Source organism: uncultured Winogradskyella sp., from assembly GCF_963975125.1.
Classification (GTDB): Bacteria; Bacteroidota; Bacteroidia; order Flavobacteriales; family Flavobacteriaceae; genus Winogradskyella.
Map to the genome: position 1 here is coordinate 1 of NZ_CAXBGB010000034.1, position 16388 is coordinate 16388.

12 protein-coding genes and 1 tRNA gene are annotated in these 16388 nt (G+C 33.5%); 6 read left to right on the forward strand and 7 right to left on the reverse strand.

The features are described 5' to 3' along the window. A partial coding sequence (locus AAC053_RS06660; RefSeq protein WP_339754411.1) for a GDP-mannose 4,6-dehydratase occupies positions 1-493 on the reverse strand: 493 nt, incomplete at its 3' end. Between the two features lie 551 nt (positions 494-1044). On the opposite strand from AAC053_RS06660, the gene AAC053_RS06665 reads away from it, so the two are divergent. From AAC053_RS06665 to AAC053_RS06690, 6 genes are all read left to right on the forward strand, one after another. Further along, entirely contained in the window at positions 1045-4227 is a 3183-nt protein-coding gene (locus AAC053_RS06665; protein ID WP_339754414.1) for a T9SS type A sorting domain-containing protein, read from the forward strand. Positions 4228-4397: 170 nt separating this feature from the next. Continuing rightward, positions 4398-6659: a T9SS type A sorting domain-containing protein gene (locus tag AAC053_RS06670; protein WP_339754417.1), complete on the forward strand. Its 2262-nt coding sequence runs from the start codon at positions 4398-4400 to the stop codon at positions 6657-6659. A gap of 180 nt (positions 6660-6839) precedes the next feature. Beyond that, positions 6840-7001 carry a hypothetical protein gene (locus AAC053_RS06675; protein WP_339754420.1) on the forward strand — a complete coding sequence of 54 codons (162 nt, stop codon included), beginning with the start codon at positions 6840-6842 and terminating at the stop codon, positions 6999-7001. A gap of 15 nt (positions 7002-7016) precedes the next feature. Next, positions 7017-8150: a hypothetical protein gene (locus AAC053_RS06680; RefSeq protein ID WP_339754423.1), complete on the forward strand. Its 1134-nt coding sequence runs from the start codon at positions 7017-7019 to the stop codon at positions 8148-8150. Positions 8151-8185: 35 nt separating this feature from the next. Then, positions 8186-9250: a nucleotidyltransferase family protein gene (locus tag AAC053_RS06685; protein ID WP_339754425.1), complete on the forward strand. Its 1065-nt coding sequence runs from the start codon at positions 8186-8188 to the stop codon at positions 9248-9250. 92 nt (positions 9251-9342) lie between these two features. Beyond that, on the forward strand, positions 9343-9909 hold the full coding sequence (locus tag AAC053_RS06690; protein WP_339754428.1) for a hypothetical protein: 567 nt from the start codon (positions 9343-9345) through the stop codon (positions 9907-9909). A 79-nt stretch (positions 9910-9988) separates the two neighbouring features. Here the strand turns inward: AAC053_RS06690 and AAC053_RS06695 are convergent, their stop codons facing one another. From AAC053_RS06695 to ftsA, 6 genes are all read right to left on the reverse strand, one after another. Further along, a complete protein-coding gene (locus AAC053_RS06695) occupies positions 9989-10933 on the reverse strand; it encodes a UDP-glucuronic acid decarboxylase family protein (RefSeq protein ID WP_339754431.1) in 945 nt (314 codons plus the stop codon). A gap of 51 nt (positions 10934-10984) precedes the next feature. Continuing rightward, positions 10985-11812 carry a zinc-dependent peptidase gene (locus AAC053_RS06700; RefSeq protein WP_339754433.1) on the reverse strand — a complete coding sequence of 276 codons (828 nt, stop codon included), beginning with the start codon at positions 11810-11812 and terminating at the stop codon, positions 10985-10987. 426 nt (positions 11813-12238) lie between these two features. Further along, positions 12239-12312, reverse strand: a tRNA-Arg gene (locus tag AAC053_RS06705). Between the two features lie 42 nt (positions 12313-12354). Continuing rightward, positions 12355-12804 (reverse strand): GatB/YqeY domain-containing protein, encoded by a 450-nt coding sequence (locus tag AAC053_RS06710; protein WP_339754435.1) that lies wholly within the window; start codon positions 12802-12804, stop codon positions 12355-12357. Positions 12805-12969: 165 nt separating this feature from the next. Continuing rightward, on the reverse strand, positions 12970-14901 hold the full coding sequence (gene ftsZ, locus AAC053_RS06715; RefSeq protein ID WP_339754437.1) for a cell division protein FtsZ: 1932 nt from the start codon (positions 14899-14901) through the stop codon (positions 12970-12972). A 159-nt stretch (positions 14902-15060) separates the two neighbouring features. Beyond that, on the reverse strand, positions 15061-16386 hold the full coding sequence (gene ftsA, locus AAC053_RS06720; protein ID WP_339754440.1) for a cell division protein FtsA: 1326 nt from the start codon (positions 16384-16386) through the stop codon (positions 15061-15063). Positions 16387-16388 lie beyond the last annotated feature (2 nt).

Below are 16388 nucleotides of genomic sequence, written 5' to 3' on the forward strand. Positions count from 1 at the left end.
AAGCATACATCTTTGCTACCGCATAAGGCGAACGCGGATAAAATGGTGTGGTCTCAGATTGAGGTACTTCTTGCACTTTACCATACAACTCGGATGTTGATGCCTGATAAATTCGTGTTTTTTGCTCTAAACCTAGTAAACGAACAGCATCTAAAATACGTAACGTCCCTAAACCATCTGCATCACCTGTGTATTCTGGTATTTCGAACGATACAGCAACATGGCTCATCGCTGCTAAGTTATAGATTTCGTCGGGTTGAGTTTCTTTTATTAAACGTATGAGATTGGTACTATCCGTCATATCTCCATAATGCAAAAAGAAATTTTTATGATCTACATGCGGATCTTGGTAGAGGTGGTCAATTCTATCTGTATTAAATAATGAAGAACGCCGTTTTAAGCCATGTACTATATAGCCCTTCTTTAATAAAAATTCGCTGAGATAGGCACCATCTTGCCCTGTAACTCCTGTAATAAATGCAACTTTACCCATAAAATGATACTAAGCTCATCTAAAGTGAGCCAAAATTAGATTAACTATTACAAATCTAAAACATTTCCAAGACTATAAAACCGTATTGTACTTTTTAAATTTAAAAACAAGTGTCTTAACCTATTTTAAAATTTGATTAAATTTGGTCAATTCGAGTTCATTTTATGCTAGTTCCACAACGGGTAAAATTAGTATTGAGAACAAAAATTTTATTTTTATAAAATAGATTCCCGAAAATTTTGCTAAGCATGATAACGTTTAATTTTTTATCAAAAATCACTCAAATTATGGTATTCAACATTTCTTTAACATCAAATACACAACGGTTTATCTAAATATATATTAATAGTTTGTTAATAACTAATTCTATTAACCGTTGTTATGTTTTATTATATTTGTGATAATTTCTATTATATACTTAACTTATTTTTAAATATTTAACGTTAAAAAACATTTAATTTCGCTTTTTTGAACAAATATGTAATACGACTCATACAAAATAGAACTATTACGTTTTCGTGAATTATAAAGCTTAAAAACAGCATACATATATGAAGAATTTTTACATTTTTTTAGTTGCAATTTTAGTAACTGGTTTAGGGTTTGGGCAGACAAGTTCTGATGCTTGGATAAATGAAATCCATTATGATGATGGAGGCGGTGACATAAATGAAGCCGTGGAGATCGTTATTGCAGATGTTGCTACCTATCCATTAATAAATTGGACAGTAGTACTTTACAATGGTAGTAATGGAGCTTCTTATGGCACAATTGATTATAGTACTGGTGCAACAACCAGCACCGATTCTGGGTACACTATTGTGTGGAAAATAGTACCGAGTAGTATGCAAAATGGTGCGCCAGATGGCTTAGCCTTAGTGTACAATGGTTCAACAGTCGTTCAATTTTTATCATACGAAGGCAGTTTTACGGCTACCAATGGAATTGCTATCGGTCAAACTTCAACCGATATTGGCGTTAACGAAACTAATTCAACACCTGTTGGTCAGTCACTACAATTAAATGGCACAGGTACAGTTTATAGTGATTTTGCTTGGCAAGCTCCGGCAACGGCAACGGCTGGCAATATAAATACAGGGCAGATATTTGGAGCTGGTACTGATACCTCTGTTGAATTTTTTGGTACACCTGTGTCTGTCTCTGAAGGTGTAAGCACTACAGACTTAACCTTTTCAATAACTAATCCGGATGTGATTAATGCAACATCTTTTAATGTAGCTTTAACAGGTGGTGATGGTGATGCCTCAGATATTAATAATTACACAACACAACTTGTAACATTCCCTGCAAATACATCTGCCAACCAGACGCTAACCATAACGGTTACCGATGATATGGTCTTTGAAGGTGATGAAACATTAACATTTACAATTCAGAACGTAACTGGCGGAAATAATGCCGCTTCTGGCAGTAATAGTGCATTTGTTTTAACCATTACTGAAAATGATGTTGCACCACCTCAAGCACCAGTATGGTCCGAGCCTTTTAATAACAACTCACAATACGCTGTTACTATTGGAGGAGAAGGTAATGATGGTAGTCAAGATTATTTTCAAATAACTGATGGAGTTAATATTAGTGAGTCTTACTTGGGTGGCAATGGAACGTTCTTTGCTTGCCAAGATATTGATGATGGCGGCTGGGTAGGTAGTGCTTCACCTAGTCAATTAACGTGGACAGGAATTAATATCGGTGCTTTTTCTAACCTTGATTTTAAAGGCTCTTTTGCTTCTATTGGCGGAGGTATAGATGCTGCAGACTTTGTTTTAATTGAGTATCAAATTGATTCTGGTGGGTGGCAAGACCTATTAGCCTTTAAAAACGATGGCACTACAAGTAACACTAATTTTTTAGAAGACACTGATTTCATTGGCCCTGGAGATGGTACTTTATTAACAAGTACTTTTAATGAGTTTGAAAAATCAATCGGATCTACTGGAACATTATTAGATTTAAGAATAACCGTTTCATTGAATTCAGGTGGTGAAGAAATTGCATTTGATGATTTTAAGATAGAAGGCGTGTATAATGGTCTCACATATATTGATGGTGCATGGTCTCCATCTGCTCCCGACGGCTCAACTGGTTCTGATAATGCCCTAATTGTAAGTGGCGAATATACTTTAGCTGCAAGTGTAAGCCTTAATAATGTTTTTGTAAACCCAGGAGCTGCTGTTAATATTCCGTCTAGCTATACTTTAACTGCATCTTCATTAAACTTAGAATCTAATTCTGGTCTTTATTCTAGTCTTATTTTAGACGGCAGTTTAGCAGGAGCCATTGTTGACAATGTTACTTATCGTCGTTTTGTAAATAATCATAATATTGCACTACCTGGAGGTAACGATCTTATAGCATCACCTCTAACCGGATTAACATTTTTCGATTTTGCTGGTAGCGATCCAGAAAACAGTAATCTATATAATAATCCTACACCACCTAATGATGACCAAATAGAATATTTATTTGGCCCTTTTGACAATGGCAATAGTGATATGTATTTACTTTACTCAATTGGTCTTGATGGCCCATTTGGCAGCCCAGACCAAAATAACTTGAATTATGATAATGATAAACCATTGACAACAGGAAAAGGTTTTAGAGCTGCAACAAATAGTCTTAACGGAACTACCTTAACATTTAGAGGAGGTGTTAATACTGGTAGTGTGACTACTACAGATTTTGATGCACTTGGTAATGACCCTATTGATAAATGGAATTTGGTAGGGAATCCGTATCCAAGTTATATGGATGCTCAATTATTTCTTACTGAAAACGGAGGAGCTATTGACCAAACAGTTCTAAATCCTAACTTTAACGCTATCTATGGCTATAACGATAATACCGATGGCACTACTAGTCGTAAATGGACAATTATTAACAGTATACAAAACACCAACATTGACATTGCGCCTGGACAAGGTTTCTTTGTGGCTTCAAATAATACTGGACAATTAAACTTTACACCTGCTATGAGGCTTTCTAGTGGAGGTGATGATTTTATTCAAGGAAGAGGTGCCAATTCTGTTTTCCATGCAACTTTAAAACTATCTAAATCTAATGATAGTTTTAATACCGATTTTTACTTTACTAATGATGCAACACAAGGTTTAAATCCTGGATATGATGCTGGTATGTATGGCGGTAGTGCTACACCATTTTCTTTATATTCTCATCTAGTACAAGATAATCAAGGAATTCCTTTTGCTATACAAGCTTTGGGTGAAACCGATTATAATAATGTTACAATCGCACTTGGTGTTAATGCAGCACAAGGTGAACAGATTACTTTCAGTATTTCTGAAACGACATTACCAACAACTGTAAATGTGTATTTAGATGATACTGTTTTAAGTACCAGCACACTATTAAACTCTGGCGACTATCTCTTAACACCTACCTCTGCCCTTAGTGGAAGTGGACGCTTCTTCTTGCGTTTTGCCGAGAGTGCATTATCCATATCGCAAAACAACTTAAACAACTTAAATATATATGCCAGCCAAATTGATAGAACTGTGGTTATTACCGGACAATTATTAGAAACAACAACAGCAAATGTTTATGACCTACAAGGAAGGTTAGTAACTTCTAGGTTATTAAATTCTGACTCGATATCTCAGAGCATAGATGTAAGTTCGCTTCAATCTGGTATTTATATTGTACAATTATCTAACGATACGTATCACAAAACTAAAAAGGTAATTATATATTAAATTCAAATTTAAAAAAAATGAAAGAGTGCTTTTTTAATGATAATTATCTCTTTTACTAAAATAGAAATCCATTAAAAGTCACAATTTATTAACACGCAAACGTTTTCGCTTTTTTAATAAACCAAAATTAGAGTTATATTCCCTTATCTTTAACTTAAATGATTTTTAGCATGATAAATAAATACCTACTAGTAATTACATTATGTTTCTCCTTATTATTTACAAATAATGGGTTTTCGCAAATTAGTTACACTGGAAATGGAAATAGTGGATTTGGAGGTCCAATTGGTGGTGCCTCAATGAGTATTGATGATAATGGCACTACAATAACCTTTACGTTCACAAAAGGAGTTGGTGGTTTTAATGATTCCATGGTAATGTATATTGCCAATGGTGAGAATGGAAGAACTCTTATTGACACTAATGTTAATGATACAGCAGATCCTAATAGAAGAGCAATATCAAACACGAACTCTGCAAACCTAAGTTTCCCTACTGGTTTTGAAGCTACACATGCCATTGCCATAAACACAGGTTTTGGTGGTTTATGGGAAATTCCTACAACAGGCTCTGTTGGTTCTAATGGGTTAAATTTTATTAGCGGAATTGGTACACCTGCATCTGCTGGAGCTGCCTCTTTTACTTTTAGTTTTGACTGGTCGCAAATTGGACTCACCAATTTAAACAAATTTGATTTTGTTATTACTTATGGCAATCCAAATGATGGAGGATCTAACATGTTTTCATCTAATGAGGCTTTTGGAGATGGTATTAGCGTTGTAAATCCTGGATTTGATGCGATGACCTACACAAGTTATAAAAGCTACCCAAATACTTGGACAGGAGTCACTAGTACTGATTTTAATATCGCCTCTAATTGGTCTGAAGGATTACCTAATGGAAATCATGCTGTTTTTATTCCTAATACGACTAATCAACCCATTTCAAGCACAGCCATTACAGTTAAAAGAGTTGTTATTAATCCTGGTGCTTCTCTAACTGCTGAGAGTTCTCTAACAGCCGATGTTACTTTAAAATCTATTTCAAATTCGTATTCTAGTTTAATAGTGGACGGAAGCGTAACTGGTACTGTAAACTATATGAGGCAAGTTAATACTGCAGCAAGCCCAGGAATTTCTACAACAGCTAATGATTTAATTAGTCCGCCATTATCTGGTATGACATTTGGAAGTTTAAGAGCAGCGAATAGTAATATTCTTTCTGGTACTATTGATAGTGGTCCTACACTTTATCTTTTTGGCCCATTTGATAATAGTAGTGTTAATGATTATGTAAACTACGAAGAAACTACAGATGATGCTGTTTCAATTGTATCTGGCACTGGTTATCGTACAGGTTCTACTGATGGAGGTAGCTACACATTTACAGGTAGTGTTGAGCAAGGTATAATAAACAAAGGCATTACAATACCTGCTAGTGGCAGTAAATGGAACTTAATAGGAAACCCTTATCCTTCTTATATTACTCTGTCTGAATTTTTGAGTATAAACAATGGTCAGTTTAATACAAGTAGTGCTGGTATCTACGGCTACGATGGTACAGCTTCAAATGGCTGGACAATTTGGAATCTGGCATTCGATTTAGCAAATCCAGGTACTTTAATCACACCAGGTCAAGGATTTTTTGTAGCCTCTAAAGAACTTGTTGGCTCTGTTGCATTTAATCCAAATATGAGAACAATAGGAACAACTGATGATTTTGTAACTACACGCTCAACTTCTTCGGTTACTACTATTAAATTAGAAATGACTTCCGCTACAAATAATTTTAATACCGATATTTATTTTACAGAATTCTCTACTTTAGGTCTAGATCCAGGCTATGATACTAGTTTATTTGGAGGTACAGCACCTGCATTTTCAATTTATTCTCATCTAGTAGAAAATAATAATGGTTTACCTTTTGCGATACAAGCCTTAGGTGAAACTGATTATGAAAATACTACTATTGCATTAGGTACTAACGCCAATGAAGGAGAACAGCTAACATTTAGTATTAGCGAATCGACTTTACCAAATACGGTTAATGTTTATTTAGACGACACGGTTGCCAATACATCTACAATGTTAACCTCTAGCAATTATATTTTAACACCTACCTCTAATCTTAGTGGTACTGGTCGTTTTTACTTGCGTTTTTCTAGTAATGCCTTATCTATTTCGCAAAATACCTTAGAAAACCTAAACATCTTTACCAACCAAACAGAGAAAACAATTGTTATTAGTGGCCAGCTTCTTAGTGATACTGCAGCAAATATTTATGATATACAAGGTCGTCTTGTAAAGACAGCGGAATTAAAAGCATTTAAAACAAGCCATTCTATTAATATAAATAACTTAAGTACAGGTGTTTATGTTGTTACATTAAGTAATGACTCGCAAAACAAATCAGAAAAAATAATAATAAAATAAAACCTTTTTAATTAAAATTACGTAAGTTCACAAAGCGTTTATTATTAGTTAATCATAAACTATGATTAACTTTAAGTATAACAAACTCTAAAACTGAATTAAAAATTATTTTTATTACCAAGGTTTTTTTTAATAAATAAAATATTTCACTATTTTTGAATTAAATTTACGGTAAGCGCCATGAAGAAAGAAAACAACACAGATAAAATTACACGTAAAGACGCCATAAAAAAAATGGGGAAATATGCGGCATTAACAGCAGCTGGAACATTTTTAATTTTAAATCCTCTTAAAGCTCAATCTGCATCTCCACCAGATCCAGGAGGGAATCCTTTCGGTTAATTTTCATACATCATTTTGAATAATAGCTTAGCACCAACATATCAACGCTTGTTTGGTGAATATTGGGTATTGTGGTACGAAGCATCTAATAGTTATAGTATTGTTGAACCTGAATTTAAAAGACTTTTAGATAGTTACCTAAAATCTAAAAATAAAAAGATCTTCGTTTCAAAATTAGCACTCGAAGATAAGTTTTCTAACCCAAATACTATTTTAGAAAATATACATACCTATCTTAATAATTGTAATAAGACTATTACTGCAGCATTAGAAAGATTGGATGTTATAGACCTAACAAAACGATCCCTATTAAAACACTATTTAATTAAAGGAAAAACGATTCAAATCTATTATGATTCCGAATTGGTTCTAAATACAATACATCCGGCTTTAGCGCATCACACGATAAAAACAAGTGATAGTGTTCAAATTACTTTCGATATTTATGTAAAAAATGGACAATTACATTTATATAAAAATGAGCAATTAATTTCTTGTGTTCCCAAACACGATTATCACCTTATACAAGGTAAATTTATAATGCAATTGCTCTGCACAATCCATAATAAGAACGAGGCAGATTGGTTAGGAACTTTTCATGGTTCTACTATAACTGATGGCAATACATCAATCCTTTTCGTTGGCGAATCTGGTAAAGGCAAAAGTACATTATGTGCTTTATTAGCTTCTGCTGGTTTTAATTTACTTGCCGATGACGTTTCTCCAATGCTTTCTCAAATAAAAAAAATATTCCATAACCCTTCAGCTATATCAATAAAAGAAGGAGCCTTTAACTTACTACAACCACTTGTAGAAACTTTTGAAGATTTACCAATAGTGCAATTTAACAAGCGTAAAGGTCTTATAAAGTATATGCCATGTAAACATCCAAAAAAAGACTCCTATCCTTGTGATGCTATAATTATAGTTAACTACAAGGACATGTCTAAAACATTACTAGAGCGCGCTTCTATTAAAACACTACTAGAAACACTCATTCCAGATTCTTGGTTATCACCAAACCCAATTCACGCTAAAGAATTTTTAGATTGGTTAGAAACACTGAATATCTACCAATTAACCTATAGTGATACAAAAAGTGTAACTGCAGAATTATCTAAGCTATTTAAACAACTTAATAAAAACTAATAATACCTTATATTTAGTGTTTAATTCTATCATCAATGGGAAATCTTGCCATTACATATCAACATATAGCAAATATCCTAAGTTTTGAAACTTCAAAATCTAAATTAGAGAAAAGCTTAAGTAATACTGCATTCGATTGGGATGCTATCGTGGTTGAAGGAAGCAGACATTTAGTATTACCTGCAATCTATTGTAGATTACAATCAAAACAACTCTTACATACACTGCCCGAAGAATTAAAAACCTATTTGGATAAAATTACTTCAATAAATAGAAATAGAAACAAATCTATATTAAAACAAGTAAATTCTATAGCGCAACTTCTTAATAGGCATCATATAGATCATACCTTTTTAAAAGGTTCGGCTCTAATAGCTGCAGGTTACTACGAAGATTTTGCTGAGCGTATGATTGGTGATATTGATATTTTAGTTGCGCACAATCAATTAGATAGTGCCTATAAAATACTTAAAGACAATGATTATATACCGATAGAACAAACACTTGGTGAACAGTTTTTTGAGCATAAACATTTACCAAGATTAAAACCTAAAGACCACATCTGTGCGGTTGAGATACATAGAAAATTATTTGTTTCGTATAAAGTTGAGGAACTTAAAAATGAGAATATCTTATTGAAAAAACGACAAAAAAACAACATCTCAATTCCTTCACAAACTCATCTTTTAATGCATAATATTCTTAATTATCAAGTAAACGATAAGGGTACTTTATACAATAGTATAAATTTACGTTCTGCTTATGACACAATAGTTTTGCAAAGGGATTATAATACCAAGCCTAATTGGTATAACTACAAAATAATTAAGCGCTATTTTAAATACACAAGTCTCTTTTTTAATGATATAAAAATAACCACCAAAACAAAGTCTAACCTATCAACCTCCTTTTACATCTATAAATTAAATCATACCACGTTTTATAAATCTTGGAACCAACTATTAACGTTTCTCAGTTTTATAAAAATTTTATGTCATCGTCTCTATTTTTTTATGAGAAACAAATCCTATAGAAATTTAATAATTAAAGATCGGAAGCGCATCTACAGACATTTTCTATCTACTATTAATAATTTATAATCTTATTTTATTGTATTTACAATAACTTCTCTTCAATATTTGTTTTGTAATCCATAAAGCTTAACTTTGGTCTCTAAATAAATATTTTTTTTATGAGAAAATTAATTCTAGTATCTGCATTTTTAACGTTTACTTTTAGCTCATTTGCACAAGTAGATGATAAGGAATGGTTTGTAAGTATCGGTGTAAACGCTATTAATAGTATTGGAACTCAATCTCCAATTAACAGCCCTGATGATTGGGCATTTAATCTTCCTATTTCTGCCGCTGTTGAATTAAGTTGGACTTCTGGTTTGTCTATAGAACAATCTATAACATTAAATTCATTTTCTGAAAATGATATGATTGATGGTGCAATTCTAACGAAAGATTATACATACATTTCTTTTGACACCTATGCAAAGTACTATTTTGGAAAGCATATATTCCCTAATGCAGATTGGATTGACTTTTATGCCAATGCAGGTGTAGGTTTTTTCCATATAGAAAACACTAATATTTCTGCCAATTTAGGTGGTGGTGTCTTATTTTGGTTAAATCACAGAAGAACATTTGGCTTAAGAGCACAATCTATAGCAAAATTTGCGTTAAATCCTAAAGATAGTGGGTTTGATAACAATCACTTTCAGGCGCATCTACAAGCCATATTTTTATTATAGAATACCCTTTTCAATATATTAAAAAGGGGTGTCAATTAAATTTGACACCCCTTTTTTTTAATTCTTATAATTAAGTATGCTATTCTTCTTTAAGTAACTTATCAAAATAATTTATCGTATAGCTAAGCCCTTCTCTTAAGTTAACCTTGGGAGTCCAACCATTTAATTCTTTGTTTGCTAAACTTATATCTGGTTGGCGTTGCATAGGATCGTCTTGTGGTAAGGGTAGATATATTATTTTTGAATTAGAACCTGTTAAATCAATAATCTCTTGAGCTAACTCTAGCATCGTAAATTCTATTGGGTTTCCAATGTTTACAGGACCAATAAAACCCTCTCGACTATTCATCATACGATGTGCGCCTTCTACTAAATCATTAATATACTGAAAACTCCTAGTCTGAGTTCCTTCCCCAAAAATTGTAATAGGATCTCCTCTCAGCGCTTGCATAATAAAATTTGAAACTACACGACCATCTTGTGGGTGCATTCTAGGTCCATAAGTATTAAAAATACGTATAATCTTAATATTAACTTGGTTTTGATTATGGTAATCCATAAACAAGGTTTCAGCACAACGCTTTCCTTCGTCATAACAAGACCGTAATCCTATTGGGTTAACATTTCCCCAATAACTCTCTGGCTGTGGGTGTACTGTAGGATCTCCATAAACTTCGCTTGTAGAAGCCTGCAAGATTTTAGCACCAACGCGCTTAGCCAGACCCAACATATTAATAGCTCCCATTACCGAAGTCTTAACCGTTTTAATAGGATTGTACTGATAATGAACTGGAGATGCAGGGCATGCTAGATTATAAATTTCATCAACCTCCACCATATAAGGGTTTGTTATATCATGGCGTACTAATTCAAAATAATGATGATCCATTAAGTGTTCTATATTACGCTTAGAGCCTGTAAAATAATTATCTAAACAGATAACTTCATTTCCTTCTTTTAGTAAACGTTCGCACAGATGTGAACCCACAAACCCAGCTCCACCTGTCACCAATATTCTTTTCATTCATTAATGAATTTTATTAATGCCTAAAAATAAGGCTTTATTTAATAGTCATTAGTATCCTAAGAGCTTAAAATTTAACATCTGTTTCATATAACTATATAGCTCAGGGAATTGAGATTTAAATTCAATTGGAGTCTCAATAAAATTCTCTAGTAACACAGCAAAGAATTCAAAATGATTGGTATATGCATAAGCTCTAAAGTATTTAGAGGTAATTAAATCTTGCCTAATTGTTTCATGCTTATGTAAATAATTGGTAAGATTTTCAAATCCTTGATTAAATATTAGACTACTTATATCATCATTTCTAAAAGCATTTAAATGTATTGCATGTCCGAATTCATGAATCCCGAGATTAAGATTATCATCACCTATTTTATAGCCAAGTTCAAAATCTTGCCACGAAAATACAATAGCTTTTAACTGCGGATTTGTTTCCCCTTTATGATACGTTTCATTGATTTGCGAATAATAGCTCTTAGGATAAATTATAATGGTTTCTATTATGTCTATAAGGTAATTTCTAAAACCAAAAGTTAGCATCACTGCTGTTGATGCTATTAAGGTTTTCATTTCATCTGTTGGAACAATACTTTCCCTTCCAACAAATGTTTTTGTGTTAATAAAAGTAGCTATTCTATGTCTAAAAATATCTTGCTCTTTATTATTAAGTCTATTATAAAACGAAAACTTACTTTTTAAAATTTGCAGCTGCGTATCAGAAATTTTATTTGAAAATACAATAGCATTTAAGAAAAGCGGTTTTTTCTTCTTTAGAGCATATTGCTGCTCGAAAAAAACATAAAACCGACTTAATACTACCATAGCCATGCCTATAAAAAAAATGATTAAAAAAATCAGTTTTAGGGTTGGGTTCATTCCAGGCGCTTCAATTTGTAGAGGGCAGATCATGCTTAAATATAGAAAAAATCTAATTGTATATTCAAGTGGGTTGAAATATAGTATAACAAATCGTTTCGCAGAGAATTGTTGAGCATCCTTTATAGCTCCGCTTTCAAAACAAAAAGTCTTCACTTACAAATTCAAGCAAGCTCTCTTAATTTATCTAAGATTTAATACAAATCGAAACTTTATAGGATTGCTACGCATCCTCTAAAGCTCCGCTTTGAAAATAGTTTAAACGAAAAAACGCTTAAGCAAGCTCTCTTAATTTATCTAAGATTTAATACAAATCGAAACTTTATAGGATTGCTACGCATCCTCTAAAGCTCCGCTTTGAAAATAGTTTAAACGAAAAAACGCTCAAGCAAGCTTGGCGTTTTTTCTTTTTAAACTATTTATTCGTGACCTCGAGAGGATTCGAACCTCCAACCCTCAGAGCCGAAATCTGATATTCTATCCAGTTGAACTACGAGGCCTAATATTCCTTCAAAAACAGGAATCTCTTTTATTATACATTTTTAAGACAATTTTGCCTTAACAATCATTGAAATAGTTTTACCATCTGCCTGGCCAGCCAATTCTTTAGAAACCATACCCATAACTTTACCCATATCCTTCATGCCTTCTGCTCTAATTAGATCTATAGTCTTAACAACAACTTTTTCAATTTCTTCTTCACTAAGTGCTTCTGGCAAAAATTGACTAATTATTTCTGCTTGGTCTATCTCAGGTAATGCTAAATCTTTACGGTCTTGTTCTAAAAAAATTGCGGCACTATCTTTTCGTTGTTTTACCATTTTAGACAAAATTTTAATCTCTTCTTCTTCTATAAGTTCTTCTTTAGCACCCGAAGACGTTTGTGCTAATAAAATCTCTGCTTTTACTGCTCTAAGAGCAGCTAAAGCCGTTTGGTCTTTCTCTTTCATAGCTATCTTCATAGCAGTCATTACATCATCTTGTAAACTCATAATAATCTCGATTTAATGGAATTGCGAAGATACTAAAAAGTTTCCCATGACTGATACCAAAATAACATATCTAAAACGGAAATAATGAATACAAAAAGCCCAAAAAGTTGGAGATGCTTTTTGGGCTTTTGACTTGGTGTGTTAACACAAAACTTAAACTTGCTATTAATCTACGTTATCGTGTAAAAATGAATTGTTGCTTCGTAATTGAATGTCATCATTATCATCTGTTCCAACAGACATTCTTGAAGCACTGGTTTCCGAAGAATGCTGTGCATCTTCTAAATTAACACCTTGTCTTTTGTAAGCAGGCTCTTTTTCAATTTCATCTATTTTGGCATTATTAAATTTATAGTTGAAATCTTTCATTTTTCTTCTGCGCTCATCGGCACGCGCTATTAGTAATTCTGAGATTGGGCTATTCATAGGATCAATCTCTTCCTGTATAACTTCTTCAGTTTCTCTAACTGGTAATACTTTCTTCTCAAAAACTATTTCTTCTTTTACTTCTGTTCCCTCAGTTTTTGTATTCATAGTAGATTCGAAAGTTTCAAAATCATCGAGTGCATAACGCTTCTCGCCTTCTTTATTAACTTCAGTTACCGAAATAATTTCAATTGGCTCATTAACATCCATATCCTTAACCTCTTCATCTAAACTAAAGAACATCTTTTCTTCTTGAGATTCTGGTTCTTCTATTTGCTCTGGTTCTTTATTAGATAACGGCAAATCAAAGGTTAGTGTAATTTGTTCTTCTTGCTCTTCTTCAATCGTATCTGCTTTATTTTCTATTGGTGTAATGACGAATTCTTCAGGTTGCGCTTCTACCTGAGGTTTTGCATCTAATACTTCATCATAAACCACGTTCATATTACGAAGAAGTTCTGTCGTCGGAATTAAATTCATACCAGAGTTAGTTTCAACTTTGATCTCTATCGCTTCCTCATCTACTAAAGTATGACGTACAACTGGCATTTCTTTTTGTTCTTCTAACACAATATCTGGTGTAATGATAGCTGGTTCTCTTTCTTGAGTACTTACTTCTTCTATCAACTCTTCTTCTAGTGCATGAATTACCTTCTTAGTTTCTGTATTAGAAATTTCATTTTGCTGATCTATATCAAATCCTGTAGCAATAATAGTTACAGAAATAGATTCTTGAAGTGTTTCATCTTCGCCAACTCCCATAATTATATTGGCTCCAAAACCTGCTTCGGTTTGAATATGATCATTAATTTCACCGATTTCATCAATCGTAATTTCTTGTGAACCAGAAACGATTAGCAACAATACGTTTTTAGCTCCTGTAATTTTATTATCGTTTAGCAATGGTGAATCTAAAGCTTTCATAATAGCTTCTTGCGCTCTGGTTTGCCCAGACGAAGTCGCTGACCCCATTATCGCTGTTCCGCTATTACTCAATACTGTTTTAGCGTCGCGTAAATCAATATTTTGTGTATAGTGATGTGTTATTACTTCTGCGATACCTCTTGATGCTGTAGATAATACCTCATCTGCTTTAGAGAAACCTGCTTTAAACCCTAGGTTACCATAGACTTCTCTAAGTTTGTTATTATTTATTACAACTAACGAATCTACATGCGAACGTAGTTTCTCAATACCACGCTGCGCTTGTTCGTTACGCATTTTACCTTCAAATTGAAATGGCATAGTAACTATACCAACTGTAAGAATATCTAATTCCTTAGACATCTTAGCAATAACAGGAGCAGCACCAGTACCTGTACCACCACCCATTCCTGCAGTTATAAAAACCATTTTTGTGTTGGTGTCTAACATTCTACGAATGTCTTCTAAACTTTCAATAGCTGCTTGCTCACCAACATCTGGATTTGCACCTGCACCTAATCCTTCTGTTAAGGCAACACCTAGTTGAATTTTGTTAGGAACACCACTATTCTGTAGGGCTTGTGCATCAGTGTTACAGATCACAAAATCAACACCTTTGATACCTTGCTGAAACATGTGGTTAATGGCATTACTACCACCTCCACCAACACCAATAACTTTAATGACGTTAGATTGATGTTTAGGTAAATCAAATGAGATGTTTCCAAATTCGTTGCTATTACTCATATTAATTGTGATTAAGGGATTTTATATTTTATAACTCTACTTTATTTTATCTATACTCAATGATTATCTAAATCATCAAATTTTATTTATCTAATGCACTTCCTCTTCACTGGCTTTTCATTAAAAATTGTCCTCTGAACATTTTCTTAACTTTCAGCCTTACTCTGCGTTATCTAAAAATTCTTTAACTCGCTCTGTTAGCTTATCTAAGAACGAACGACGTTCTCTTATTGGCTCCTCTACAACGACTTCATTTTCAGCCTCAATTGCTTGTTCAACTTCAGATGCTGCTAACTCTTCTATCTCATCTGCTCTCTTTCTCTCTTGTCGCTTTAAGCCATCCATTACCAAACCTACTGCTGTTGCAAATAAAGGACTTGCAATATCCTCGTCACTGTCGCCAGCTAAATGCTCGTTTGGGTATCCAATTCTGGTATCCATACCTGTGATATACTCAACTAACTGCTTTAAATGCTTAAGCTGACTTCCTCCTCCTGTTAATACAATGCCAGCAATTAACTTTTTCTTTTGCTCCTCGTGACCGTAATTTTTTATTTCAACATAAACTTGTTCAATAATCTCAACAACTCTGGCATGGATTATTTTAGACAAGTTTTTTAATGTAATCTCCTTTGGCTCTCTCCCTCTTAAACCAGGAATAGAAACAATTTCATTGTCTTTATTTTCACCTGGCCAAGCAGAACCAAATTTCATTTTTAAAAGTTCAGCCTGCTTTTCGATAATTGAACAGCCTTCTTTTATATCTTCAGTTATTACATTTCCACCAAAAGGTATCACAGCTGTATGTCTTATAATGCCATCTTTAAATACTGCTAAATCAGTAGTTCCTCCACCTATATCAATCAAAGCCACTCCAGCCTCTTTCTCTTCTCTACTCAATACAGCATTTGCTGAAGCTAATGGTTCTAAGGTTATACCTTCTAGCTGTAGGCCAGCACTTTTTATACATCTCCCAATATTTCTAATAGAAGATACCTGCCCAACTACAACATGAAAATTAGCTTCAAGTCGTCCGCCATACATACCAATTGGCTCTTTAACTTCTGCCTGACCATCAACTTTAAATTCTTGTGGTAATACGTGAATAATTTCTTCTCCAGGAAGCATTACTAGTTTGTGCACCTGATTGATTAAACGATCAATATCACCTTCATCAATTACCAATTCAGAATTAGCACGAGTGATATAGTCACTATGCTGTAAACTACGTATATGCTGACCTGCAATACCTACAGTCACGTCTTCAATTTTCTCTGATGCTGCTGCCTCAGCTTCTTGCACAGCCTGCTGTATAGACTGAATCGTTTGGGTAATATTATTTACTACTCCACGATGCACACCCATACTTTTAGATTTACCTACACCTAAAATTTCAACTTTGCCGTAGTCATTCTTGCGACCAATCATGGCCACAATTTTTGTGGTTCCTATATCTAAACCTACCGAAATGTTATGATTTTCCATAG